Source organism: Amycolatopsis sp. NBRC 101858, from assembly GCF_030269325.1.
Taxonomy (GTDB): domain Bacteria; phylum Actinomycetota; class Actinomycetes; order Mycobacteriales; family Pseudonocardiaceae; genus Amycolatopsis; species Amycolatopsis ponsaeliensis.
Genome location: NZ_BSTD01000002.1, coordinates 428058 through 451461, shown reverse-complemented (window position 1 = coordinate 451461; position 23404 = coordinate 428058). Strand labels below are relative to the sequence as shown.

The following is a 23404-nucleotide window of genomic DNA, read 5'->3' as shown; positions in this document are numbered from 1 at the left end:
CCGCCGCCGGCCGAAAGACTCACGAGGAGAACGTTCGCCCCCGCGAGGAGGACCTGATGCCGCACATCCCGCTCGACCCGCAGCTGCCGGGCATTTCGGCGCTCTTCGCCTACCGGCCGGAGACCGCCACGCCGCTCGGCGCGCTGGGCGAGGTCCTGCTGCGCGGCCCCAGCACCCTCACCGTCGGGGAACGCGAGCTGATCGCGACCGTCGTGTCCCAGGGCAACGAGTGCCGGTTCTGCACCGGCAGCCACGCCGCCGTGGCGGCCCAGACCATCGACGGCGGCCAGGCCGTCGTCGACGCCACGCGCGGCGGGATCGACGACGCCCCCGTGTCGGCGAAGCTCAAGGCGCTGCTGCGGATCGCGCTCGCCGTGCGCGAGACGGGCCGCGCGGTCACCGAAGAACTGGTCGCCGCCGCCCGCGCGGAAGGGGCGACCGACACCGAGCTGCACGACACGGTCCTGATCGCGGCCGCGTTCTGCATGTTCAACCGGTACGTCGACGGCCTGGCCACGGTCGTGCCGGAGGACCCGGCCGTCTTCGACCTGATCGGCAAGCGGCTGGTCGAGAACGGCTACCTCCGCTAGGGCGCCAGCACGACCCGGCCGGGGCGCGTCCACACCGCACCCGCGTCGCGCAGCGGGACGCGCTCGTAGTCGACGGTGAGCGCCCCGGCCATCGCGTGCCCCACCACCGTGAGGAGTGCTTCGCGGCGGCGGCCGGCGTCGAGCTCGTTGTTCGTGTAGCCGTGGATGTGCAGCGACTTGCTGCGCAGCACGGCCGAGGACAGCGGGCTCTCGTCGCCGGCCGCACCGCCGAGGTTCACCAGCCGCCCGCCCGGGCGCAGGGCCCGCAGCGCCGCCGCGGCCGGGATCCCGGACACCGGATCGATCACCAGGTCCACCGGGACCTCGCCGAGCCGGCGCGCCAGGCTTTCGACGTCGTCGTTCTCCTCCAGCCGCACGACGGTGTCCGCGCCGAGCCGCCGGGCCCGCTCCAGCGCGGCGTCCGAGCGCGCGCACGCGACGACGTGCCCGGCCCCGGCCACCCGCGCCAGCTGCACCGCCGACTGGCCGACCACCCCGCCGGCGCCGAGCACGAGCACGGTCTCGCCCGGGACGAGGGTTCCCTTCCCGGTCAAGCACATCCACGCCGCCACCGCCGACAGGCCGAGCGCCGCCACGAGGGCGTGGTCGGCGCCCGGCGGCAGGACCACCAGGTCGCCCGGCGCGGCGACGGCGTGCTCGGCCATGCTGCCGTCGCCGGGCCGCATGCCCGCGGTCGTGGCGAACCAGACCGCGGTCCCGGCCGCCTCGGTCGGCGTCGGGCGCGTCAGCACCCCCACCCCCTGGACCCCCGGCACGTACGGCGTCTCAGGCGCGCCGAAGTAGGACGTGCCGGACGCGCAGAGCAGGTCGAGCGGGGTGATCGGCGCGGCGGTCACGCTCACCGCCACCTCGCCGGTCCCGGGTTCGGGCACCGGCCGGTCGGCCACCACCGGGGGACCGCCGGCCGCCCGGATCTCCGCCGCGCGCACCGGCGTCAGACGGGCTGGAGGACGAAGTCGTAGCGCGCCTCGAGCCACGGCTCGGCGGACTCGCCGCCGTCGGGCGTCGGCCCCGGGTCGCGGGACTCGAAGGTGACGACCAGCTCCTGCTTGGTGCCGAACACGACGTCGCTGTCGAGGTACTCGGCGCCCTCCTGGAACAGGTGCGTGATCAGCGGCTCGTAGCCGGCCGCGTTGATCAGGAAGTGCACGTGGGCCGGGCGGAAGTGGCTGATGTCGGTGCCGCCGATGAGCTCGCCGACCGGGCCGTCCATCGGGATCGAGTAGCCCTTCGGCGCGATGGTGCGCAGGCAGTAGGTCCCGTCGGCGCGCGCGGTGTACTTCGCACGCAGCCGGGCTTCGTCGATGTCCGGGATCTGCGACTCGTAGGCGCCTTCTTCGTCGGCCTGCCAGACGTCGAGGACCGCGCCGGCGACAGGGGAGCCGTCGAGCCCGGTGACGGTGCCGGTGACGTAGAGCGGCGTGCCGGGCAGGCCGTCGGACATGTCGCCGCCGAACTCCTTCTCCGGCGAGCCGTCGATGTGGAACGGGCCGAGCACGGTGGCCGGGGTCGCCTTGGCGTCGAAGGCGTGGTTCATCTGCACCACCAGCATGCTCAGGCCGAGCACGTCGGAGGCGAGGATGAACTCTTCGCGCTTCTCGTCGCTGATCTGCCCGGTTTCGGTGAGCCACCGCATGGCGGCCATCCACTCGGTCTCGCTCAGCCGCACCTCACGGGCGAAGGCGTGCAGGTGCCGGACGAGGGCGGCCATGACCTCCGCCGTGCGCGGGTCGTGCGCGCTCGCCCAGCGCTGCGCGGCGAGCTCGGTGATGTTGTCCTCGGTGACGAGCTGCATCGGCGTTCCTCTCAGCGTTGCGGGTCCGGCGGGACCGGCCGGTTGTTCAGGTCTACCGACAGGAAGATGTCGTTCGCGACCGGGTGGCGCAGCTCTTCGGCGAGCTGGCCGATCAGCCCGGCGGTCCGGGCCAGCAGCGCGAACCCGCGCAGCAGCTCCAGCGGCAGCCCGAGGTCGGCCAGCGCGGCACCGCAGACGCCGGCGCCGTTGAGCGGCAGGGTCTTGCCGAGCACCTGCGGGTGGACCCGGCCGATGGCGGCGAACAGCTCCAGGTGCGGGCCGCGCAGGCCTTCCTCGTCGGCGATCTCGAACAGCCGCCGGGTCCGCGGGTCGCCGTCCTTGTGCACGTGGTGCCCGAGCCCGGGGACGAACTTCTTCTCCGCACGGGTCTTCTCGACGGTCTTCAGGGCCAAGGCGTCCCAGCCCGCCTCGTCGGCCGGTGTTTCGGCGCCCGCGAGGACCTCGTGCAGGAACCGGCCGCAGTCCTCGGTGACGCCGAGGAAGCGCGACCCGCCGCCGAGCAGCCCGGCGGCCAGCGCGCCCTGGACCGAGTCGGGCGCGGACAGGTACGTCAGCCGGGTGACGATCGCGGTCGGGGTGAAGCCGTGGTCGGCCAGCGCCGCCAGCACCGCCTCGAAAACCCGGCTCTCCCCGGGGGACGGACGCCGTTGCGTGGCCAGCCAGAAGGCCAGCTCGCCGAACCCGACGGTCCCCATGACGTCTTCGGCGAGGTCCTGGCCGAGGAGGGTGATCTTGTCCTTCGTGGACGATCCGAGCGCGGTTTCGTAGACGGGGTCAGTCATCCGTGGTCTCCGTGAGCCAGGCGCGCAGCTCGGCGCCGTGTTCGTCGAGCTCCGGCGGCGGCAGCCGGTAGGCGGCCGGGGTCGCGGAGAAGCGGATCGGGTGCCGGGTCGTGGGGACCGCGCGGTCGCCGTCGCCGACCTCGACGATCGGGTCGAGGCCGAAGCGCTCGGCCATCGCGAACCCGCCGTCGATGGTGTTGATCGGTCCACACGGGACACCGACGTCGGTCAGCGCGTCGAACCACTCCACCGCGCTCTTCTTCGCGAGCCGCTCGACCAGGATCGGCCGCAGCTCTTCGCGGTTCTTCGTGCGGTCGGCGTTGCGGGCGAACCGCGGGTCGTCGGGGACCTCCGGCAGGTCCAGCACCTCGCACAGGCGGCGGAACTGCCCGTCGTTGGCCGCGGCGACGATCAGGTCGTGGTCGGCGGTGGGCAGCGGCTCGTAGGGGAAGACGCTGGGGTGGGCGTTGCCCATCCGGTACGGCACCACCCCGCCCGCGGCGTAGGCCGAGCTGTGGTTGACCAGCCCGGTCAGCGCCGAGGACAGCAGGTTGACCTCGACGTGCTGGCCTTCGCCGGTCGCGTCGCGGTGGCGCAGCGCGGCGAGGATGCCGATCACCGCGTGGTTGCCCGCCATCACGTCGAACACCGAGATCCCGGCCCGGTACGGCGGTCCGTCCGGGTCGCCGGTCAGGCTCATCAGGCCCGAGATCGCCTGCACCATCAGGTCGTAGCCGGGGACGTGCCGGCCTTCGCCCGAGCCGAAACCGCTGATGGAGGCGTAGACGCTGCCGGGGTTGGCTTCGCTGACGGCGTCGTAGTCCAGGCCGTACTTGGCCAGGCCGCCGGGCTTGAAGTTCTCGATCACCACGTCCGCGCGCGCCGCCAGCTCGCGGGCGACGGTGGCGTCGGCCTCTTCGCGCAGGTCGAGCGCGATCGACCGCTTCCCCCGGTTCACCCCGAGGTAGTAGGTCGAGACGGCACCGCGCACCGGCGGCATCCACGTGCGTGTCTCGTCGCCCTGTGGCCCTTCGACCTTCACGACCTCCGCGCCCATGTCCGCGAGCAGCATCGTGGCGTAGGGCCCGGCGAGCACCCGGGAGAAGTCCGCGACCAGCAGCCCGGACAGCGGGCCGGCAGCGCTGTTTCCCACCCGGATCCCCTTCCTGTCCGTCTAACGGACGCTTGTCCGCAGTCTGCTCGCCGGCGTCGTGGAGGTCAAGACACCGCGGGCACCGTCACGTGCGGGACGTCGTGCAGCCGCGCGAAGTCGGCGCTGATCTCCCCGGCGGTCTGCAGCAGCAGCGGCAGGTGGTGCTCCAGGAGCCGCTCCACCGGCGTCTCGGCGGCGTGGCAGTTGACGTTGACCCCGGCGATCACCCGGCCCGAGCCGTCCCGCAGCGGCGCGGCCACCGAGCGGATCCCCAGCGCGAGCTGCTCGTCGGTGAGCGCCCAGCCGCGGGCGCGGACCTCGCGCAGCTCGGCGTCGCGCTCGGCCCGGTCCGGCTGCCAGCGCGGGACGAGCCCGGAGCGGGTCGGCTGGGCCAGCACCGCGTCCAGCTCGGCGGGGGCCAGCGCGGCGAGCTGGACCTTGCCCAGCGACGTCGGCAGGGCGGGGAAGCGGGTGCCGATCTGCACGGTGAGCCCGACGATCTTCGGCACCGCGACCCGGGCGACGTAGACGATGTCGGACCCGTCGAGCTGGGCGATCGAACACGACTCGTTCGTCCGCGCGACCAGGCGTTCCAGGTGCGGCCGGGCGATGTCCCACAGGCCCATCGAGTGGACGTAGGCGACGCCGAGGTCGAGCACGCGCGGGGTCAGGGCGTAGCCGCGGCCGCCGGCGCGGACGTAGCCCAGCTCCTCCAGGGTGAGCAGGATCCGGCGTGCGGTCGGGCGGGCCAGGCCGGTGGCCGTCGCCACCTCGGCCAGGGTCATCTCCGGCCGGTGCGGCCCGAACGCCGTGATCACCTCGAGCCCGCGCGCCAGCGCTTCGATGAAGTCGGGACCCGTTCCCTCGCGTGGCATGCACGACCTCCCTCTGCAGTCCTGCCCCGCAGCGTAGCGCCGGGGATTGACAGCGGCGCGGCGCTGGGCAAAGGTGACGTCACCCGCTGAGTGTCCGTAGAGCGGACGAGTGTACGCAATCGGAGGCAGTGATGACCGGATCGATCGTCCTGCGGGGCGGCGCGGTGCTGACCCTCGACGACGCCCACCGGGTGCTGCCCGGCGAAGACGTCCTGGTCACCGGCGGCGAGATCGCCGCGATCGGGCCCGCGCTCGAAGTCCCGGCGGGCACGACCGAGATCGACGCCGCGGGCGGCATCGTCATGCCGGGGATGATCGACACCCACCGGCACCTCTGGCAGACCGCGATGCGCGGTTACGGCGCCGACTGGACGCTCACGCAGTACTTCGTCTGGTACTACCTCGAATGGGGCAAGGTGTTCCGCCCCGAGGACATCCACGCGGGCAACGTGCTCGGCGCGTGGGAAGCACTCGAAGCGGGCGTCACGACCACAGTGGACTGGTCACACGGCCTGCAGACCACCCAGCACGCCGACGCGGCGGCCGACGCGCTCGAATCGGTGCCCGGCCGGTTCGTGCTGGCCTACGGCAACATCCAGGACGCCCCGGCGACGTGGACGGCCACGCCCGACTTCCGCGACTTCGTCTCCCGGCGCACGGGCGGCGACCTGGGCTTCCAGCTCGCGTTCGACGTCACGGGCGACCCGGCGTTCCCGGAGAAGCCGGCGTTCGAGGTGGCGCGCGAGCTGGGCGTGCCGGTGACCACGCACGCGGGCGTCTGGGGCGCGACCGGCGACGACGGCATCCGGCTGATGCACGACCACGGGTTCATGACCCCGGAGACGATCTACGTGCACAGCGCGTCCCTGTCGGCGGACTCCTACCACCGGATCGCGGCGACCGGCGGATCGGCGTCGGTCTCGACGGAGAGCGAGCAGAGCGCGGGCCAGGGCTACCCGTCCACGTGGGCGCTGCGGCAGTACGGGATCCCGGTGTCGCTGTCGATGGACACCTCGGTCTGGTGGAGCGGCGACCTGTTCTCGGCGATGCGCACGACCCTGGGCGCGGACCGCTCCCGCGAGCACCTGGAGGCCCACGCGAAGGGCGAGACGGTGACGCACGCGGCGTTGCGTGCGGAGCAGGTGGTCGAGTGGGCCACCCGCGGCGGCGCGGCGGCGTTGGGACGCTCGGACATCGGCAGCCTCGAGGTCGGCAAGAAGGCGGACGTCGTGCTGCTGAAGAACGAGCACTCGCCGGTGTCGTTCCCGCTGCTGAACCCGTACGGCCACGTGGCGTTCCAGGCCCAGCGCGGCGACGTCCACACGGTCCTGGTCGGCGGCCGCATCGTCAAGCGCGACGGCCGGCTGGTGGACGTGGACCTCCCGGCGGTCCGCCGCCAGGTGGAGTCGACAGTCGACCACCTGCGCGGGCAGCTGGGCGAGGAGGCGTGGGCGAAGGGGATGAACCCGGACGTCCCGGAGGCGAAGATCCTCGACAACCCGTACACGTACACGACCTACCAGAGCGAGAGCACCCACGGCGGCTGAACTAGCGTGGTGCCGTGGTCCAGGTCTTCATCCAGCCCGCCTACGGCACCGCCGACGCCCGCCGGTACGGGGCGGAATCGCTCGAGAACACCGCGGACTTCCGCGCGTACGCCGACCTCCTCGACCCGGCCGACCTCGCCCGCCTGACCGCACTTCACGCGAACGGCCGGGCGCGGTTCTGGGGCGCCAAGGACAAGTACGACCGCCGGATGGACACCGTGCGCACGGGCGACGTCGTCCTGTTCACCGGCCGCAAGCACGTCCAAGCCACCGCCGAAGTCGGGCACGGCTTCCGCAACCCCGCCTTCGCGCGGCGCCTGTGGAACCCGGACCCGGGCAAGTGCCTCTTCAGCAACGTCTACAGCCTGCGGCGCTACCGGCCGCTCGGGCTGCCCTACGAAGCACTCTGGGCGTTGCCCGGCTTCACCACCGGAGACCACTTCATGGGCCTGCGCTTCCTGGACGACGCGAAGTCGGCCGCGGTAATCGGTTTGCTCACCTCTTAAGGTCGTGACATGACGCCTCGCCCGTTCGCCCCGCGGACCGACCCCGCGGTCCTGGAAGACCTCCGCACGCGGCTGCGCGCCACCCGCTGGCCGGACGCGCCCGAGGACGCCGGGTGGTCGGCCGGCACCGACGTCGGGTACCTGCGTGAGCTCGTCGCGTACTGGGCGGACGGCTTCGACTGGCCCGCCCGCGAAGCCGAGCTGAACGCCATCCCGCGGTTCAAGATCTCCGTGGGCGGCCACGACCTCCACTACGCGCACGCCCGCGCGGCCGGGCCGGCGCTGCCGCTGGTCCTCACCCACGGCTGGCCGGACTCGTTCTGGCGCTACACCAAGGTGATCCCGCTGCTCACCGACCCCGGCGCGCACGGCGGCGACCCGGCCGACGCCTTCGACGTGATCGTCCCGGACGTGCCCGGCTTCGGGTACTCCTCGCGCCCCGGCACGCCGCTGAACTCCATCGCCGTCGCCGGCCTGTGGGCCGAGCTCATGACGGAACTCGGCTACCCGCGCTTCGGCGCCGCGGGCGGCGACATCGGCAGTCACGTCAGCCGCTACCTGGCGCTCGACCACCCCGACCGGGTGGTGGCGGTCCACCGCACGGACGCGGGCCTCCCGATCTTCACGGGCGACCCGGCGGACCTCACGCCGGAAGAGCGCGACTGGATGGCCGAGGTGACGACCTGGGGCGCGGCCGAAGGCGCGTACGCGGCGATGCACCGCACCAAGCCCCAGACGGCGGCGGCCGCCCTGAACGACTCGCCCGCCGGCCTGGCGGCCTGGATCGTCGAGAAGATGCAGTCCTGGAGCGACGGCTTCCGCTTCACCCAGGACGAGATCCTCACGAACGTCACGATCTACTGGCTGACCCAGACGATCGGCTCGTCGATGCGAATGTACCGGGCGAACGCGGCGATCCCGCCGGCCCAGCTGGCCCGCCGCGTCGAAGTGCCCTCGGGGTTCGCGCTCTTCGCGGGCGACATCGTCCTGCCGCCGCGGGCGTGGCTCGACCGGATGGCGAACACGGTCCGCGTGACCGAGCCGGAGCGGGGCGGGCACTTCGCGGCGTTCGAGGAACCGGAGATCTACGCCCAGGAGCTGAGGGACTTCTTCCGCCCCTACCGTTCGTAGCGGCCGTCGATCGAGATGTGCGGACGTCCCCACCGCGCCCGGGCGACGCGGGCGAGGGGCAGCAGGGTCTTCGCCATTTCCGGGACGATCGCCAGGTGGCGCGCCCAGCCGCGGTCGGTCAGCTTGATCCCGGTGGGGGTCCCGCGGAACGTCCTCGGCCGGCCGTCGGCGGAACGCTCGTCCCCGCCGCAGGCGAAGGTCTTGACCTCGCCGGTCCCCAGCAGCCGGGCGGCCTCTTCGACGGAGATCCACCGGCGGTCGGTCGACGACGGGCCTTCGCCGGTCTCGTCCTCGTAGCTGATTTTGCGGCCTGAGGCGAGGAGTTCGTCCGCGGCGGCCACGAACGCGAGGTAGTCGCGGGGGCGGGCGCGCCGGGTCCGCAGCGCCGGCTCCGCGGCCGCGGCGAGCTTGAGGTCCACCTCCAGGACGCCGTCGCGGCGCGAGAGCGAGTGCACCAGCCCGGCCCGGATCAGCTCGAGCACCTCCTTGCGGGAGAGGATTCGGGTGCGGGCGCGGGATTCCCGCCGGAACAGCCACCTGTGCTTGAGAACGAGGGACGCGACGAACGCGGCCCCGGCCAGCAGGACGGCCGTGCTCGCGATCAGGACGACGCCGGCGTCGGTCAGCAGGATGAGCAGCAGGCCGCTGAAGCCGCCGACGAACGTCGTCCCCATGGCGAATATCGCCAACAGAGTCGCGAGAAACGCCGGGCCCACAGTGGTCATGACGCGAGCTCGGATCAGGTACACCACCAAGCTCACCGCCAACGCCACGACGTTCAGTACGGCGATTCCCCACAGAACCCACAACACCGGCATAGCGCCTCCCGGACTCGGTCGGCCCAGGATGCGCCGCAATCGGACACGGCGTCAAGACGCAATGTCTGGACACTGTGTCCGGACTTGGCGTCCGGCTAGGATGCGGGTGATCTGGATCGCCGATGTGGAGTAACCGATGCCTTCAGTCACCCGGCCCGCCGCCGGCAAGCGCCAGGACCGCCGGGACGAGCTGGAGCGCCGCCTGTTCGCGGCCACCGAGGAGCTGGTCGGCGCGGGCGCGAGCTTCACCGAGCTGAGCGTCGAGCGCCTGGCCGCGGCGGCCGGCATCTCCCGCTCGACGTTCTACGTCCACTTCGAAGACAAGGGCGACCTGGTCCGGCGGCTCGCCACCACCGTGCTGAGCGAGCTGCGCGACGTGACCGGTGCCTGGTGGGAGACGGCGGAGCACGCCGGCCGCGCGGGGCTGACCACGGCCATCACGGCGATCGTGGCCGTCTACCGCCACCGGGCGGCGGCCTTCACGATCATCACCGAGACGGCGGCCTACGACCCGTCGGTCGCCGACGAGCTGCGCACGCTGATGCAGTCGATCATCGACGCCACCCGGGAAGCGATCGAACGCGGCCAGGCCGCCGAGGTGATGCGGCCGGTCCACCCGGCCGAGACGGCGGCGGTCCTCACGTGGATGGTCGAGCGGGCGGGCTACCAGCTGGTGCGCGGAGCCGACCCGGCCCGCGACGCCACCGTCATCGAAGTCCTCACCGACATCGTCTGGGCCACGCTCTACACCGACCCGCCGGCGAAGTCCCGGACCTGACAGATCCCGGTCAGTCTCCGGCCACCCGCCCCCGGCCGCGGTGATCGCCTCGATGATGCTGTCGAGGGGGATCGCATGGGGCGTTGGATCACGAAGGACGGCAAGCGGATCTATATCCGCGACAAGGGGACGGGCGTGGTCGTCGCGGCGGTCGCCGCCGCCGCGATCGCCGGGGGCGCGGGCGGGGCCGGGGCCTTCGGCGGTGCGGCGGGCGGGGCGGCCCCGGAGGCGCTGGCCGGGACAGCGCCGGCGACGTCGTCGACGCACTGCCGGGCCGCTCGCTCACGACGCGCCGCGCCGAAGCTCGCGAGTCCGCCAAACGCGGGAAACCGCAGGAGGCGTGGAGCCGGCTCAAGGTCAAGGAGCTCAAGCGCGTGGTCCGGCGGCTGGAGCGCGAGGGCGACTGCGTCGCGGCGGCGTCGGGCAAGGTGCGGGACTTCCTGGCCGGGACGCCGTGCACGGCGCTGGACCGGATGCTGCTGGCGGTCGGGGACGGGCACGGCAACGCCGCGGTGATCTCGGTGGTGCGAGTCGGTTTCCGGTCGAAGGAGCAGGCGAAGGCGTTCGAGCGGGTCGAGGCGGTGCAGGGCAGCGGCGACGTGCGGCCGCTGGAGATCGCGGCCGTCCTCGGGATCACCGGGGTGCGGATGACCGGGCTGCACTACGAATCCCGCCCGGACGGTCCCGGCATGGTCGTCGCCGAGGCCGACACCGCCACCGGGCACGTCGACCGCGCCACCTTGGACGCGCTCGCCGACGTCGCGGCCTTCCTGCCGATCCGGTGACCGGTCCGCGGGTCCTGCCATCCGGGTGAAGCCGCGGCCGGGCCCTGCCCCGGCGCGGGAGCCGGGAGAAGACTGCGGGCACCGGTTCGCCACCCGAGGGGAGCACCATGTCCGCCGACGATGCCCTGCTGTCCCTGTCCACGCCCGCCGGCCTCGCCGACCCGTACCCGGTTTACGCGAAGCTGCGCGAAGAAACGCCGATCTTCCGCAGCGCGGCCTTCGAGGGCTGGGTGCTCAGCCGGTTCGCCGACTGCCAGCAGGTGCTCGCCGACGGCGAGACGTTCCTGGTGCTGGACGCGCAGTGGCGCGACCGGCACCGGCCGGGCTGGCGCGACAACCCGGCGATGGTGCTGCTGGCCGATCTCCTGCCGTGGAAGAACCCGCCGGAACACACGCGCGAGCGCCGCTTGCTCATGCGGGACTTCACCGTCCGGCGCGTCCAGGCGCTGGAGCCCGCGGTCCGCCGGGCCGTCGACCGAGTCTTGGACGACTTCGCCGACGCCACGGCGGACGGGACCGCGGCGGACTTCGTCGGCACGGTGCTCTACCCGCTCGGGATGGCGGTGATCGGCGACCTCGTCGGCGTGCCCGACGCCGACCACGACCGGCTCCGCCGCGTCACCGACCTGATCGGCAAGCAGGTCGATCCGGCGATGTCGGCGGACCTGCGCGCGGAGGTCGACGCGGCCGCCGTCGAGTTCCGCGCCTACTTCGTCGACCTGATCGCGCGGCGGCGCGCGGAACCGCGGGACGACCTCACGTCCGCGCTGCTGGCCCGGCCCACCCCGGACGCGGAGCTGATGTCCGCCGAGGACGTGCTCAACTCGCTGCTCGTGTTGTTCGGCGGCGGCTACGAAACCACCGCTGGTGCACTGGGGCTCGGGATCCACGCCCTGGTGACCCGGCCGGAGCAGTTCGCCCTGCTCGCAGGGGATCCCGGTCTCGCGGCCGGGGCGGCCGAGGAAATGCTGCGGTGGGACGGAGCCGCCCAGATGAGCCAGCGCGCGGCCGTCCGGCCGGCGGTTGTCGACGGGGTGGAAATCGCGGCCGGCGACTTGGTGGTGGTGCTCATCGGAGCGGCGAACCGGGACCCGGCGCGCTTCGCGGACCCGGACCGGTTCGACATCACCCGCAGCGCCGGCCGGGGCTTGTTCTTCGGGCACGGCCTGCACCTGTGCCTCGGCGCGGCAGTGGCCCGGCTGGAGATGACCGTGCTGCTCGAACAGCTGGGTAAGCGCTTCCCGGGATTGCGGATCGCGGGCGAGGTGCGGCGACGCCCGAACCCGGCCTTGCGCGGGATGGCAGCCCTGCCACTCACCCGCTGACGCTGCTCGCCCCCGCAACGCCTGTCGGCGGACTGTCGACGGATTGTCGACGGCCCCTGTCAGGGTGACGCGGTCGGCGAAACCGGGGTGGCAGGGCGGGTGGGATGGCTTCGTTCAGGGACCGGGTGCTGCTCGAACTGAGCGACGCGACCAGGCTCGCCGCGGCGCTGCTCCCACCCGCCGACACCACCGCAGCCGGCATCCGGACGATGCTGGGTGCGAGCTACGACCTGTCGGCGGCCCGGATCGACCAGGTGCGCGGGGTCACGGCGGAGTCGGTCGAACTCGAGCACCCGCTGTTCCCGGTGGGCCGCCGGACCGGAGGCTGGTCGCAGACCGTCCCCACCTTCAGCCGCACCGACCTGACCTTGGACGTGCCCGCACCGGCGAACCCGGTCTGGGTCGACCTGCTCGCCCACCTGACGGTGACCGTGGCCGCCGAAGTCGATCCCGGTGGTGCCGAAGCGGTGCTGGCCAAGGGTTTCGCCACGTTCCGCACGCTCGACGAGTTCCGCGCGCGGTTCGCCTTCATCGACCTGGACGAGTTCATGGCCCGCCACCACATCACCACGGTGGAGGAGCTGCGAGAAGCCTTCGACTACGTCGTGACCGAGATCCGGCTCCGCGAACCGGGGCCGTTCGACCCGGCCGATCCGGCCAGTACGCACACCCTGCCGGTCACCCTGGCGGCGGTGGTGGCGGACCCGTTCAGCCTGGCCGACGGGCTGCGCGCGGTGCGCCTGGTCCAGGACGCCGCGAAGGACCTGACCGGTCCGACCCCGGCGCAAATCCCGGCCGAGCCCATCGCCGCCTACGCGACGGCGGTGATCCTGTCCGCCGCCGCGCTCGGCGCCGCCGGGCTCGAAGCCACTGATGTGGAACAGGTCTACGCCGCCCAAGGCGTAGCCAGCCTGGTCCTGACCGCGGAGTGAGGAACCCCGATGCCGACCAAACCGGACCGCGAGCGGCGCGAAGATCCCGAGCCGCCCACCACCGCTCCCACCGAGGAACGCCCGGAAACCGCGGAGCTCGACCCCGAGGCGCTCGAGCTCCTGCGCGCCCGGCTCGTTCGCAAATACCACTGAAGGAGGGGCCGATGACCGTCCGGTACATCCGTGTCAAACCACAGGTCAACCTGTTCGCACCGGCCGTGCGCGCGTTCGGCGACGTCGCGATCGTGGGCCGGTTCACCCTGCCGGCAACCAATCCACCGCCCGACCCGCTCGTGGCCGGGGTGCCGGTCGCGTTCACCGACCCCAGCGAAGCACGCCGCCGCGCACCCGGCGAACTGGGCGAGGCGATCGCGCTCGCGTTCGGCCAGACACCGGGGCCGACGCTGGTGTACGGCGTCGCGGTGAACTCCGCGACGCCCGACTTCGCCGCCGCGCTGCGGGCCGTCGCCGCGCTGAACGTCCAGCTCGTGATGCTCGCCAACACCCCGGTCACCGCGGCCGCGACCACCGCGGGCGGCCCGCTGGCGCTGCTGGTCGACCACGTCGTGTCGGTGTCCACCACCGGTGGCGACGGCCAGGAGCGGATGGGGGTGGCCATGCTCACCAAGGGCTCGACCACCGTCGCCGACGTCCCGAAAGCGCTCGCGAACGAGCGCATGGTCTACGTCGCGCACCAGAGCGACCAGGACGTGGCCGCCGCGGTCACCGGGGCCATCGCCGGCTACGAGCCGCACGTTTCCCTGCTGCTCAAACCGGTCCGGGTCAACAACGCCCCTTTCACCGCGGCCCAGATCGACCTGATCAACGGCTCGGAGAACCTCGACGCCGGTGGCCCGGGCGGGCAGGGCATCAACTGGCTCACGTCACCGTCGCTGATCCCCGGGCAAGGCGTGTTCCTGGGTGAGGGCTACACCGGTGACCCGGCGGGCAAGAAGTTCATCGACATCGTCCGCACGGTCGACGACGTGTCCTTCCGGCTGAAGGCGCAGCTGATCAAGAGCATCGGCAACCTGCGGATCAGCCGGTCCGGCCTGCGCGCGCTGGTGGCGCAGATGGAAGCGGTGCTCGGCCCGCTGGTGAGCGCCGAGGTGCTCGACGGTTTCGAGCTGATCGTCCCGCTGCTCGTCCTGCTGGACAAGGATCCGGCGACGCTGACCGCGGACGAGCTCAACCGGATTCACACCGCCAATGTCCAGCGTCTGGTCCAGGTGCTGGCCGCGGTGCGCTACGCCGGCGCCATGCACCGGATCTCCATCACGCTGAAATTCGAGTAGGAGAGGTTAGCCGATGGCCGACTGGAACACGCGGCTCGAAGTCCGGCTCGGGGACGCCACGATCACTCCGATCTCGACGTTCACGCCGACCTTCAACGTGCCGCACACCGTGCTGCACAGCATCGAGGCCGACAACGTCGGCTTCGTGCGCCAGCCCTTCACCTTCACCTTCACGATGGGCGTGCCCGCGGTGGCCGCCGCGGTCGCCGACCTGACGAAGCTCGCCGTCGACGGCACCGAGTTCCAGATCGTGGTGGCCGAGAAGAAGGGCACGGACTGGGCCTTCAACGCCATGAAGTTCGCGCGGTGCGTCGCCACCTCGGCGAACCCGAGCAACGTCGTGGTCGACGGGGTGCCCCAGGCGAGCTTCACCTGCATGTCGCTCTCCGTCGGCATCGAGGCGTAGCACCGTGGACGACGAGTTCGAGGTGCCCGGCTTCGCCGCGGGCGGGCGGGTGGACCGCACCGGGATCGCCCTCGTGCACGAGGGCGAGTACATCGTGCCCCAGCCGGGCAGCGAAGCGCTCATCTCACCGGGACCGGAGCACGACGCGGTCGTCAACTACTACTTCCCGGTCCGGGTCGAGGTCGTCGGGACGTTGCCGGACGACGAGGTCCGCAGGGTCGCCGAGTACGTCTTCGGCGAGCTGGACCGGGAACTGGCGACGCGGCTGTAGCCGCTTCGGGGGAGGAACGTGATGGCGACGAACGTGCCCGTGCTCGTCGGGCCGGTCCAGCTGCGGTACGTGCAGAGCATGACCGTGACCGAGGGGTACCGGATCGAGCGCATCATGGGCAGCCGGTTCTCGCAGGCCACCCAGCCGACGAACAAGACGATCGTGCTCGAAGCGGTGCTGCTCGGCCCGCAGCGGCTGACGCAGAAGAAGGAGCTGGAGGCGCTGGCGCTGGTCTCGCGGCTGCTCGTCGCCGCGGTGGCGCCGACGCTCGCCGCGTCGGGGATCCCGGTCGTCTCCGGTCTCACGATCAGCCTGGACATGCAGATCACCGACCTGCGCTTCACCCAGAGCGTGGCCAAGCGCGAGGCGCTCGACGTGTCGATCACCCTGCAGCAGGTACCTCGCTCGAGCCTGAGCGCGGTGCTCGGCGAGGTGGCGGATCTCAGCCTGGCCGCCGCCACCGCCGCCGTGCCGTCCGGGCCGGCGGCCAACCCGATCGCCCGCTCACTGGGCTCCTTCATCTGACGGAAAGGCAGGAATGACGGCGTTGAGTTTCCGGCGGCTGCCGATCGACCCGGCGGAGGGATTCCCTCAGGCGTTCCGGCTCGCCGTGGCCGGTCGTTCGTACCGGTTCCGGTTGCACGCGAACGTGGCGGAAGAGCTGGTCGGCGGCGCCGGGCAGCTGGAGTTGCCGGTCAAGGGGGCGTTCCTCGTGGTGGAAGTGGGCAGGGAAGAGCCGGCCGGGCTGGTGCCGCTGCTGCGCCGCAAGCTGGTGCCGGACGTGGAGTACCACGCGGCCGAGCTGGCGCTGGTCTTCCGCACGATGCGGCTGGATCTGCGCAACCTCAACGGTTTCGGCTCGTTCGGGTCCGAAGTGGTCGGCGGGGTGGCCCTGCGATGAGCTTCGTCATCTGGTACAAGGTCGAGATCGGTCAAGCGGCGTCGGCCGGCCTCGCGGACGTGGCGGCGTCGGTCACCGGCCTCGGGCTGCCGATCACCGTCTCCAACGACGTCCTCGCCGGGTCCGTGGTGCTCGACGCCGACATCAAGGTCGTGATGACCGAGGGCGCGTCGGCGGACACCTTCGAGATCACCCTGATCAACCTGCCGACCAGGACAACCGAGCTGATCCGGGCCGTGCGGGCCAACGCCCCGTTGAGCGTCTCGGTGCACCTGGGCTACTTCGACGAACCGGTCACGCGCACCGGCGACGGCGGCCTCGTGCTGTCCGGGCGGATCACCCGCGTGACCGGCTTCGTCGGCCAGGACGGGCTGGCCCGCACGACGCTCTACGGGCAGGAGGAGGCGGGCTACCTGCTGCGCACGAAGCTGGCCGCGATCAGCGTGCCCGACCGGACCCCCGCCCAGGACTTCGCCGGCGAGCTGCTGCGGTCCCCGCAGGTGGAACTCGCCAAGGGCTCCACGCTGCCCGGCGAGCTGACCGGCTTCACCACCCGCGCCGGGTCCATTTTGGACGCATTGCGGCGGCTGGCCGACCGGGCCGACGTCGCGCTCGTGGTGCGGGACGGGAAAGTGTTCACCGGCGCGGCGGTCGGCGCGGCCGACGACGTCGCCCCGATGGCGTTCGACCCGGACACCAACATCGTCGCGCTGGACACCACCGACGGCGAGGATTCCGCCGCCGAACCGGCCCCGCCGGTGCGGACCACGATGAACCTGACCGTGCTGGGGCACCCGGGACTGCGCGTCGGCCAGGTCGCCGAGGTCACCGGCCTGGCCGGGGTCCCGGCGGGGACGCTGCGCATCAGCAGGGCGATCCACCAGTTCAGCACGGGCGGCGGCTACACCGTCGAGCTCGCGCTCATCTCGGCCGAAGCCGGGCAGCGGGCCCAGCTCACCACCGGCGTGCAGGGCGCGGTGAACCGGCTGCGCGACGTGACCGACCGGGCCAGGGGCGACAACCCGGCCGTCGACATGGGCGAGGTCACCGGCTACGTGGCCGACGGGAGGCACGTCACGACCCTCCACTACGGACAGAACGTCGTGTCGGACTCGCCCAGCGTCGCCGACCCGATCGACCCCACCGTGGGCCTGCACGACAAGCCGATCGCGTCACCGTTCGCCTTCGACCGGACCGGGTTGATGACGCCGGTCTACCCGAAGATGCGCGCGCTGCTGGCGCACAACCGCGGGCTGGTCAACGACGCCGTGGTGACCGGGTTCGTGTGGGCCGACAACCCCGCGCTGCGGCGCCCGGCCAACCAGCCGGGCGACTACTGGCTGGCGCTGCCCACCGGGCTCGACGAAGACGGGCTGCCCGCCGGCCGCGGCGCCAACGACCTCATCGACGCCGGCGGCCGCCGGGTGATCCAGGCGACCGGCCTGCACATCGTGGTCGGCGCGGGCGCGCTGCCCGAGGTGGGCGAGCGCCCCGAGCCCCCGGAGGACGACACGATCACCATCGAGCACGCCAGCGGCACGACGATCACCGTCGGCGCCGACGGCGGGGTCACCGTCACCACCGACGGCAAGCCGATCACCATGACCAACGGTTCGGTGAGCCTCAAGCTCGACGGCGCCGCGGTGGCGGTGTCGTGATGCCGGCCGTCCTGACCGCAGCGTCGAAACTGGTGTGCCCGCACGGGTTCGCCATGCTGGCGACCCCCGGCGCGGCCCTGGTGACCGTGGACGGCGCCGCGGTGCTGGTCGGCGCCGACCTGCTCGGCGCGACCTTCGCCTGCACGGCCTCCGGGCCGGGGATCAAGCCCTGCACCAAGGTCGGGTCCATCGACGCCGGACTGGCCGGCACGCTGCGGATCCGCGACGAGCAGGCGGCGCTGGCGACCGCGTTCGGCACCACCGACGGAACCCCGCCGACGCCGTGGCACGTCACGTCCGCCGGCCAGACGAAGCTGGAGGCGACATGACGCCGGCAGGCCCGTTCGGGCGCGGGCTGCTGCTCGACGACGGAGATCTGGTCTTCGACGGCCGCCGCCTGCGCGAGGTCGAAGGCGTCGCCAACCTCGTCCAAGCGCTGACCCTGCGCGTGCTGACGCCGTTCGGGTCCGACCGCTTCAACACCGGTTACGGCCTGGACCTGGCCCAGGTGTTCGCGGAACCGAGCGGCATCCGGATGGTCAAGGAACTCATCAAGCTCAACCTGGTCAGCACGCTGAGCGGCGATCCGCGGGTCCGGGAGGTCCGGCAGGTCGTCTTCGACGACGACCCCGACCGGCTCGCCGCGCACCCGGAGCTGGCGGCGTCGGCCCGCGAAGCCACCCACCGTCGCAATTGGACGGTCGAGGTCGACCTGGTGACGGTGGACGGCACCGCGCTGACCCTGCCGGTGAACGTGGAGGTATGACGGCCGTGGCCGACTTCGGAGTGACCCCGGACGGGTTTGTCGTCAAGCCCGTCGACGTGATTTTGAGCGAGTCGCTGGCTCGTGCGAACGCCGTCTTCGGTGACGCGGACCTGACCAGCACGAGCGTGCTGCGGAAGCTGCTGGAGACCACCGCGGCCGAGGACGGCGAGCTGTGGAAGCGGCTGGAGGACCTGTACTACGGGAACTTCGTGTCCACCGCGGTCGGCGACGACCTCACCCAGCTCGGCGAGGACGTCGGCGTGCCCAGGGCATCGCTGGCCAGCACCGGCACCGTGCGGTTCACCCTGGCGAATGCGGCGCCGGGCCGCCGGTACGTGCTGCCCGAGGGCACCATCGTCGTCACCGGGACGGACCCGGTGCGCGCGTACGGCACGACCGCCTCGGTCACCATCGACACAGCACCGGTCACCGCCCCGGTCGTGGCGTTCGAGCCCGGCCCCCTCGGTGATGTCCTCGCGGGCAAGATCGTCGACGTCGACCCGACCTACCGCGCGACGTTCCTGGCCGATTTCGGCACCGCGAAGCTGACGGTGACCAATCCCGGGCCGACGACCGGTGGTGCCGCACTCGAGGCGGACGGCCCGTACCGCGCACGGCTGCTCGGGCTGCCCCGCAACCTGTGGACCCCGGAGGCGGTGGCGCAGGCGGCGTTGCGGGTCAGCGGGGTCGTCGACGTGGTGTTGTCCGACCCGCTGGGCGGCGTGGACGTCTCGCAGAGCTACTTCGACCTGTTCACCTTCGACCAGCGCGCGTTCAGCAGTGAACGCCGCGTCGGCGAGCCGTACTTCTTCACCGTCGTGGTGGCGCACGAGTTCCGCGCGCCGTGGCGCACGATCGGCCCGGTGCAGGGCGTTTTCGAGCGGGTGACCGCGGCCGTCGACCAGGTCCGCCCGATCGGCGTGCACGCCAACATCGTGGAAGCCGACCACATCGAAGTCGGCCTGCGCGCCACGGTGGTGGTGCAGCCCGGTTCCGACGGGGCCGCGCTGCTCGCCTCGGTCCGGCAGCGGCTGGCCGGCGACATCGGCGGCCTGCGGCTCGGCGGCGACGTCCGGTACTCGCAGGTGGTCCGGGCCTTCGTCGAGCAGCCGGGAGTGCTGGACGTCCAGGGCCTGCACCTGCGCCGCTCGCCCGCCGCGTTCGGGCGGATCACGTTCGGCGACGTCGGTTTCCAGCAGGTGCTGGCGGAGGCCGCGGTGGGGGAGAACCTGGTGATGGGACCGACCGAACTGGCCATCTTCGCGGCCAGCGGTGAAGCACTCGAGGTGACGCTGGTGACCGGATGAGCCCGCTCCTGACCGGCGACGCCGTGCTCGCCGCGACCCGGATGGCCGGCCGGCTGACGGTGCCGTTCGACCGGGGCGCGGACACCCTGCGGCTCCGGATGTCCTTCACGGGCACCGACGGCACCGTGGACGGTTACGACTTCGCCGAGCATTCCGCGCGCTTCGGCAGGGCGCCCGAACCCCGGTACGTGCTCGGCGTCGCCCGTGACGTCGACGACGGCGCGACGGTGACGGTGACTTTCGCCGACCAGGGCACGACGAACACCGTGACCGTCCCGCTGCCGGCGGGCACACCGGCCGGCACGTCGTTCCCGATCGCGCTGCCGGTGTCGGCGACCGGCCGGATCACCACCGTGAAGATGGTGCCGGCGCCGAAGGACAACCGCCCGGACCTGTCCCTCACGCTGACCGCGCTGCTCGGCACCATCGCCAAGCTGCTGTGGGTGCTCGGCGCCGAACGCGACCAGCTGCGCCGCCACGCCGGGCGGACGGCCGCTCAGCGGCACCTGCGCGACGCCGTGGGCTTGAGCCTCGACCTGATCGGCTTCGACCTCGGTGTGCCGCGCTTCCCGCCCCTGCCGGCCGGCTTCGACCCGGACACCGTCGCGCTGTACCACCTCGACGAGGAACCCGGGACGAAGGTGGTGGCCGACGCCACCACCGGCTTCCCGGGCCGCGCGGGGAATCCGGGCACGGTCGTCGGTGCCGTCGAGCTGGGCGCGGCCGGGCGGTACGGCAAGGCGTTCGGGTTCCGCACCGCCGGGGGATCGGTCGACGTCGCCACCGGGACCGCGTTCGACATCGCGGCCGCGGCCGGCGCGACGGTGGAATGCTTCGTGCGTCCCGATCCCGGCGCGGACGGCCCGGTGCTCAGCAGGCACCCGCTGCCCGGCGGGGCCGGTGCGGGCTGGGTGCTCGCGGTCGGCGAGTTCGGCAGAGGCGTCGCCGGCAGCGTGCGGCTGACGTTCAGCGACGGCACGCGGGCCGTGGAGGTGTTCGCGGACACGGCTTTGCCGGTCGACGCGTTCACCCACGTCGCCGGGGTGCTGGACCGGGCCGCCGGCGAGGTGCGGCTCCTGCTCGACGGGGTCGCGGTGGCCGCCAAGCCGGTCGCGACGCTCGGCGCGATCGTCACCACCGCCGCCCTGCGCATCGGTGCCGCGGCGGGCGGCTTCCGCGGTGTGGTGGACGAAGTCCGGATCAGCTCCGTCGCCCGCAAGGGTTTCGCACCGGTGCTCGGCGAGGACGACGAGCACTACCGGCGCCGGCTCCGGCCGTTCCGGCGATGGAGCCTGCCGACCCCGGCGAAGCTGCAGTCGATCCTCAACGAGGTGGTCGGCCCGGTGGGCGGCCAGCCGGACCCGCTGATCGTGGACGACGCCAACGCGCAGCTGGTCCGGGGCACCCGGCTGGTCCACATCCGGCCGGTCGCGCTGCTGCCGGGCGAGAGCATCGACTCGGCCGGTCGTCGCCGGGCCGACGAAGCGGCCGCGGTGGGTACCGCGGCCCAGGAGGAGGCCTTCGACCCGGACTTCCTGCTCCGGTACGACCGCGCGAACGTGGACTTCGGCCGCGCGGCCGACCGTCCGCCGCGACCCGGCGAACGCGCGGCCGATCCGCACCTCGTCCAGCTCGGGGTGGCCGACCGGCTGGACCGGCTCGTCGCGCTGGTGGGCGGCGAGCCGGGGCGGCTGCTCGTCGGCGCGGCGTTCGATCCGGGCGCGCGCGACCTGCGGGCCACCGGCCGGGCCGTCCTGGTGGGACACAGCACGATCGGCCCCGGCCGCCTGGCGGCGCTGGCCCACCGCGCGGGCTTCGACTTCGTCCGCTTCCGCTCCGGCGCGGGCGACGCCCAGGTCTACGCGGCCGCGGCGCCCGGTGACTACTTCGGGATCGTGCCGGCGCCGGCGAGCACCGGCCCGACCGCGCTGGACGTCGGGAGCACCGTGGCGCTGTCGGTGACCCCCGCGCCGCCGCCGGACGCCCTCGTCCGCTGGTTCCTCGTGCCGGGCGGTGCGGGACACGGCACGCTCGTCCCGGACACCGGACCGAGTACCGCGCAGCTGACCGCCAAGCTCACCGCGACCGCGGCCGGCCGGCTGGTGGTGAAGGCCGACGTGATCCGCGGCAGGCGCACGGTCTCGGCGACCCGGCCACTGCGCGTCGGCATCACCGACCTCGCGGACGGTGCCACCCTTTCCGGGGACGGCACGCCCGGCACCCCGCCCACCGTCGTGGACGTACCCGGTGTCTTCTTCCACCCGGCGTTCCTGGCCAGGCACGCCGATGCGCGCGTCGACTACGGCACGGCGGCCGACAACCACCTGATGCAGCCCGCCGTGGCGGAACTGCTCGACGCGTTGCTGGCCGAGCTCGCCCGCCGCAAGGTCGCCGACGGGCTCGTGGTCACCGCGGCGTTCAACGCCCAGGGGGACCTGTCGGCCAAGGAAGGGCGACGGCTCGCCCTTCGCCACAAGACACTCACCCCGGGAGCGCTGGCCGGGGCGGCGTTCGCGGTCGGTTTCGCCCACCTCCAGCACCTGGGTGCGGACCTCGTCCTCAGGCAGCCTCCGGGCCAGCTCGTCGCCGTCCGCGGCCCGGCCGGGACCGAGCAGCGCGGGGTCGTCGAGCTGACCGAAGGGTCCACTGTGGACTTCACGGTCACCCCGGCGCCGGGTGCGCTCACCGCGGCCGGGTTGCCGGGGCCGCTGCCGGGGCTGGATCCGAGACTGGGCTGGGCGTCCGGCACCTTCGACCAGGCGAGCGTCACCCTCGGCTCCAACACCCAGCCCACCACCCGGGTGACCGCCGGCTCGGCCGGCGCCGCCTGGGTGCAGGCGAGCTACCAGATCGGGACTTCGCCCACCCCGTACACGTTCCAGGTGCGGCTGCGGCCGCCGCTGGACACACCGGCCACCGTCCTCACCCGGGACCAGCACGACCTGATCATGAACGTCCTCAACGTGCTGCACCCGGTCGGGGTCGAGGTCGGCACGAGCGCCATCCGGGAGCACGTGGTCGAGCTCAAAGGCGACCTGCAGCAGGTCAACCCGGACTACACGTATCCGAAGTTCCGCGTTCGCGGTGTCCTGCCGCGTCAGGTGAGGAGGCCGGCCGGTGGGTGACATCCGCTTCACGCCGCAGTTCCAGCACGTCGACTGGGTCGACGGCAAAGACCGGGTCCGGGCCAAGGACCCCAACGGCTTCAACGCCCGGTTCTCCACCATCGAAAGCGATCTCGTCCAGTTCTCGACCGTGGTCGCCAAGGTCGACGCCAAACTCGACCAGATCGAAAACCGGCCCACGCGCCGCGAGCTCTGGCTGCCGCCGCAGCAGCTGGCCGGACCGGGCAACGCCACCCACGGCTGGCAGGTCACCACCACCGGGGCGCTCGTGAGCTCGCCCGGCCTGTGCACCGGGGTGATGGACCTGCTCCTTCCCGAGGGGGTCCGGCTGCTCACGTTCCGGGCGATCGGCCAGACCACCAACAACGTCACCGCGGCGATCAAGCTGTCCCGCGCGCTGTTCGGCGTCGGGAGCTTCCCGCAGGCGATGGCCACCGTCACGGCGAGCGGGGCCCAGTACGACGTGACCGTGGACGTCGATCCCGCACAGGCGCTGACCACGACCGCCTCGTTCCGCTACTTCATCGACGCGCGGTGCGAGAACAACTTCGTCGCAGCCGTGACGATCTCGACCTTCCAGATCGTCTACTCGACCAGCTGACCAGAAAGAAGAGCC

Annotated in this window: 26 protein-coding genes; 20 read left to right on the top strand and 6 right to left on the bottom strand. The window is 72.5% G+C overall.

Features of this window, described 5'->3' with window-relative positions:
- The first annotated feature begins 56 nt into the window (after positions 1–56).
- The gene (locus tag QSK39_RS15315) at positions 57–590 is read left to right on the top strand and encodes a carboxymuconolactone decarboxylase family protein (RefSeq protein WP_285478409.1); all 534 of its coding nucleotides are present in this window, start codon (positions 57–59) and stop codon (positions 588–590) included.
- Here the strand turns inward: QSK39_RS15315 and QSK39_RS15310 are convergent.
- The 5 genes from QSK39_RS15310 to QSK39_RS15290 all read right to left on the bottom strand — a co-directional run bounded on the left by QSK39_RS15310 (position 587) and on the right by QSK39_RS15290 (position 5237).
- On the bottom strand, positions 587–1540 hold the full coding sequence (locus QSK39_RS15310) for a quinone oxidoreductase family protein (RefSeq protein ID WP_285478408.1): 954 nt from the start codon (positions 1538–1540) through the stop codon (positions 587–589). The two genes, QSK39_RS15315 and QSK39_RS15310, sit on opposite strands and share 4 nt — an antisense overlap.
- A gap of 5 nt (positions 1541–1545) precedes the next feature.
- The gene (locus QSK39_RS15305; protein WP_285478407.1) at positions 1546–2406 is read right to left on the bottom strand and encodes a dioxygenase family protein; all 861 of its coding nucleotides are present in this window, start codon (positions 2404–2406) and stop codon (positions 1546–1548) included.
- Positions 2407–2417: 11 nt separating this feature from the next.
- Positions 2418–3209, bottom strand: coding sequence for a citryl-CoA lyase (locus QSK39_RS15300; RefSeq protein WP_285478406.1), 792 nt, complete (start codon positions 3207–3209; stop codon positions 2418–2420).
- The gene (locus tag QSK39_RS15295; RefSeq protein WP_285478405.1) at positions 3202–4362 is read right to left on the bottom strand and encodes a CaiB/BaiF CoA transferase family protein; all 1161 of its coding nucleotides are present in this window, start codon (positions 4360–4362) and stop codon (positions 3202–3204) included. Before QSK39_RS15295 ends, QSK39_RS15300 begins: the two co-directional genes overlap by 8 nt.
- Positions 4363–4427: 65 nt before the next feature.
- Positions 4428–5237, bottom strand: coding sequence for an IclR family transcriptional regulator domain-containing protein (locus tag QSK39_RS15290; RefSeq protein WP_285478404.1), 810 nt, complete (start codon positions 5235–5237; stop codon positions 4428–4430).
- Positions 5238–5368: 131 nt separating this feature from the next.
- Here QSK39_RS15290 and QSK39_RS15285 point away from each other — a divergent pair, with 131 nt between their 5' ends.
- From QSK39_RS15285 to QSK39_RS15275, 3 genes are read left to right on the top strand one after another with little or no spacing between them, the layout of a single operon-like run.
- On the top strand, positions 5369–6784 hold the full coding sequence (locus QSK39_RS15285) for an amidohydrolase family protein (RefSeq protein WP_285478403.1): 1416 nt from the start codon (positions 5369–5371) through the stop codon (positions 6782–6784).
- A gap of 14 nt (positions 6785–6798) precedes the next feature.
- Positions 6799–7290 (top strand): hypothetical protein, encoded by a 492-nt coding sequence (locus QSK39_RS15280; RefSeq protein ID WP_285478402.1) that lies wholly within the window; start codon positions 6799–6801, stop codon positions 7288–7290.
- A 9-nt stretch (positions 7291–7299) separates the two neighbouring features.
- Positions 7300–8421 carry an epoxide hydrolase family protein gene (locus QSK39_RS15275; RefSeq protein WP_285478401.1) on the top strand — a complete coding sequence of 374 codons (1122 nt, stop codon included), beginning with the start codon at positions 7300–7302 and terminating at the stop codon, positions 8419–8421.
- Here QSK39_RS15275 and QSK39_RS15270 read toward each other — a convergent pair.
- On the bottom strand, positions 8409–9095 hold the full coding sequence (locus tag QSK39_RS15270) for a hypothetical protein (RefSeq protein ID WP_285478400.1): 687 nt from the start codon (positions 9093–9095) through the stop codon (positions 8409–8411). The two genes, QSK39_RS15275 and QSK39_RS15270, sit on opposite strands and share 13 nt — an antisense overlap.
- A 280-nt stretch (positions 9096–9375) precedes the next feature.
- Here QSK39_RS15270 and QSK39_RS15265 point away from each other — a divergent pair, with 280 nt between their 5' ends.
- The 16 genes from QSK39_RS15265 (at position 9376) to QSK39_RS15190 (ending at position 23389) form a co-directional block, all read left to right on the top strand.
- Complete coding sequence (locus QSK39_RS15265; RefSeq protein WP_285478399.1) at positions 9376–10017, top strand: TetR/AcrR family transcriptional regulator; 642 nt, start codon at positions 9376–9378, stop codon at positions 10015–10017.
- A gap of 374 nt (positions 10018–10391) precedes the next feature.
- Entirely contained in the window at positions 10392–10802 is a 411-nt protein-coding gene (locus tag QSK39_RS15260; protein WP_285478398.1) for a hypothetical protein, read from the top strand.
- Between the two features lie 107 nt (positions 10803–10909).
- Positions 10910–12127 (top strand): cytochrome P450, encoded by a 1218-nt coding sequence (locus QSK39_RS15255; protein ID WP_285478397.1) that lies wholly within the window; start codon positions 10910–10912, stop codon positions 12125–12127.
- Between the two features lie 104 nt (positions 12128–12231).
- A complete protein-coding gene (locus QSK39_RS15250) occupies positions 12232–13059 on the top strand; it encodes a hypothetical protein (RefSeq protein ID WP_285478396.1) in 828 nt (275 codons plus the stop codon).
- A gap of 9 nt (positions 13060–13068) precedes the next feature.
- Positions 13069–13212, top strand: a complete 144-nt coding sequence (locus QSK39_RS15245; RefSeq protein ID WP_285478395.1) for a hypothetical protein — start codon at positions 13069–13071, stop codon at positions 13210–13212.
- A gap of 11 nt (positions 13213–13223) precedes the next feature.
- Positions 13224–14354 (top strand): hypothetical protein, encoded by a 1131-nt coding sequence (locus QSK39_RS15240; RefSeq protein WP_285478394.1) that lies wholly within the window; start codon positions 13224–13226, stop codon positions 14352–14354.
- 13 nt (positions 14355–14367) lie between these two features.
- On the top strand, positions 14368–14760 hold the full coding sequence (locus QSK39_RS15235) for a hypothetical protein (RefSeq protein ID WP_284744930.1): 393 nt from the start codon (positions 14368–14370) through the stop codon (positions 14758–14760).
- A gap of 4 nt (positions 14761–14764) precedes the next feature.
- On the top strand, positions 14765–15031 hold the full coding sequence (locus QSK39_RS15230; protein ID WP_285478393.1) for a hypothetical protein: 267 nt from the start codon (positions 14765–14767) through the stop codon (positions 15029–15031).
- Positions 15032–15052: 21 nt separating this feature from the next.
- Positions 15053–15556, top strand: a complete 504-nt coding sequence (locus tag QSK39_RS15225; RefSeq protein WP_285478392.1) for a hypothetical protein — start codon at positions 15053–15055, stop codon at positions 15554–15556.
- A 13-nt stretch (positions 15557–15569) separates the two neighbouring features.
- Complete coding sequence (locus QSK39_RS15220; RefSeq protein ID WP_285478391.1) at positions 15570–15932, top strand: hypothetical protein; 363 nt, start codon at positions 15570–15572, stop codon at positions 15930–15932.
- Positions 15929–17590, top strand: a complete 1662-nt coding sequence (locus tag QSK39_RS15215; RefSeq protein ID WP_285478390.1) for a hypothetical protein — start codon at positions 15929–15931, stop codon at positions 17588–17590. Before QSK39_RS15220 ends, QSK39_RS15215 begins: the two co-directional genes overlap by 4 nt.
- A complete protein-coding gene (locus tag QSK39_RS15210) occupies positions 17590–17919 on the top strand; it encodes a hypothetical protein (RefSeq protein ID WP_285478389.1) in 330 nt (109 codons plus the stop codon). The genes QSK39_RS15215 and QSK39_RS15210 overlap by 1 nt, the downstream gene beginning before the upstream one ends.
- Positions 17916–18356: a GPW/gp25 family protein gene (locus QSK39_RS15205; protein WP_285478388.1), complete on the top strand. Its 441-nt coding sequence runs from the start codon at positions 17916–17918 to the stop codon at positions 18354–18356. Before QSK39_RS15210 ends, QSK39_RS15205 begins: the two co-directional genes overlap by 4 nt.
- The gene (locus tag QSK39_RS15200; protein ID WP_285478387.1) at positions 18353–19663 is read left to right on the top strand and encodes a baseplate J/gp47 family protein; all 1311 of its coding nucleotides are present in this window, start codon (positions 18353–18355) and stop codon (positions 19661–19663) included. Before QSK39_RS15205 ends, QSK39_RS15200 begins: the two co-directional genes overlap by 4 nt.
- Positions 19660–22788: a LamG domain-containing protein gene (locus tag QSK39_RS15195; protein ID WP_285478386.1), complete on the top strand. Its 3129-nt coding sequence runs from the start codon at positions 19660–19662 to the stop codon at positions 22786–22788. Before QSK39_RS15200 ends, QSK39_RS15195 begins: the two co-directional genes overlap by 4 nt.
- Positions 22781–23389: a hypothetical protein gene (locus QSK39_RS15190; RefSeq protein ID WP_285478385.1), complete on the top strand. Its 609-nt coding sequence runs from the start codon at positions 22781–22783 to the stop codon at positions 23387–23389. Before QSK39_RS15195 ends, QSK39_RS15190 begins: the two co-directional genes overlap by 8 nt.
- The last annotated feature ends 15 nt before the right edge of the window (positions 23390–23404 follow it).

What these genes read in the sequence shown, in the direction of transcription:
- QSK39_RS15315 (WP_285478409.1), top strand. Translation starts at nt 57, where the DNA reads ATGCCGCACATCCCGCTCGACCCGCAGCTGCCGGGCATTTCGGCGCTC.
- QSK39_RS15305 (WP_285478407.1), bottom strand. Translation starts at nt 2,406, where the DNA reads ATGCAGCTCGTCACCGAGGACAACATCACCGAGCTCGCCGCGCAGCGC.
- QSK39_RS15300 (WP_285478406.1), bottom strand. Translation starts at nt 3,209, where the DNA reads ATGACTGACCCCGTCTACGAAACCGCGCTCGGATCGTCCACGAAGGAC.
- QSK39_RS15290 (WP_285478404.1), bottom strand. Translation starts at nt 5,237, where the DNA reads ATGCCACGCGAGGGAACGGGTCCCGACTTCATCGAAGCGCTGGCGCGC.
- QSK39_RS15285 (WP_285478403.1), top strand. Translation starts at nt 5,369, where the DNA reads ATGACCGGATCGATCGTCCTGCGGGGCGGCGCGGTGCTGACCCTCGAC.
- QSK39_RS15275 (WP_285478401.1), top strand. Translation starts at nt 7,300, where the DNA reads ATGACGCCTCGCCCGTTCGCCCCGCGGACCGACCCCGCGGTCCTGGAA.
- QSK39_RS15270 (WP_285478400.1), bottom strand. Translation starts at nt 9,095, where the DNA reads ATGGGGACGACGTTCGTCGGCGGCTTCAGCGGCCTGCTGCTCATCCTG.
- QSK39_RS15265 (WP_285478399.1), top strand. Translation starts at nt 9,376, where the DNA reads ATGCCTTCAGTCACCCGGCCCGCCGCCGGCAAGCGCCAGGACCGCCGG.
- QSK39_RS15255 (WP_285478397.1), top strand. Translation starts at nt 10,910, where the DNA reads ATGTCCGCCGACGATGCCCTGCTGTCCCTGTCCACGCCCGCCGGCCTC.
- QSK39_RS15250 (WP_285478396.1), top strand. Translation starts at nt 12,232, where the DNA reads ATGGCTTCGTTCAGGGACCGGGTGCTGCTCGAACTGAGCGACGCGACC.
- QSK39_RS15245 (WP_285478395.1), top strand. Translation starts at nt 13,069, where the DNA reads ATGCCGACCAAACCGGACCGCGAGCGGCGCGAAGATCCCGAGCCGCCC.
- QSK39_RS15240 (WP_285478394.1), top strand. Translation starts at nt 13,224, where the DNA reads ATGACCGTCCGGTACATCCGTGTCAAACCACAGGTCAACCTGTTCGCA.
- QSK39_RS15235 (WP_284744930.1), top strand. Translation starts at nt 14,368, where the DNA reads ATGGCCGACTGGAACACGCGGCTCGAAGTCCGGCTCGGGGACGCCACG.
- QSK39_RS15225 (WP_285478392.1), top strand. Translation starts at nt 15,053, where the DNA reads ATGGCGACGAACGTGCCCGTGCTCGTCGGGCCGGTCCAGCTGCGGTAC.
- QSK39_RS15220 (WP_285478391.1), top strand. Translation starts at nt 15,570, where the DNA reads ATGACGGCGTTGAGTTTCCGGCGGCTGCCGATCGACCCGGCGGAGGGA.
- QSK39_RS15215 (WP_285478390.1), top strand. Translation starts at nt 15,929, where the DNA reads ATGAGCTTCGTCATCTGGTACAAGGTCGAGATCGGTCAAGCGGCGTCG.
- QSK39_RS15210 (WP_285478389.1), top strand. Translation starts at nt 17,590, where the DNA reads ATGCCGGCCGTCCTGACCGCAGCGTCGAAACTGGTGTGCCCGCACGGG.
- QSK39_RS15205 (WP_285478388.1), top strand. Translation starts at nt 17,916, where the DNA reads ATGACGCCGGCAGGCCCGTTCGGGCGCGGGCTGCTGCTCGACGACGGA.
- QSK39_RS15200 (WP_285478387.1), top strand. Translation starts at nt 18,353, where the DNA reads ATGACGGCCGTGGCCGACTTCGGAGTGACCCCGGACGGGTTTGTCGTC.
- QSK39_RS15195 (WP_285478386.1), top strand. Translation starts at nt 19,660, where the DNA reads ATGAGCCCGCTCCTGACCGGCGACGCCGTGCTCGCCGCGACCCGGATG.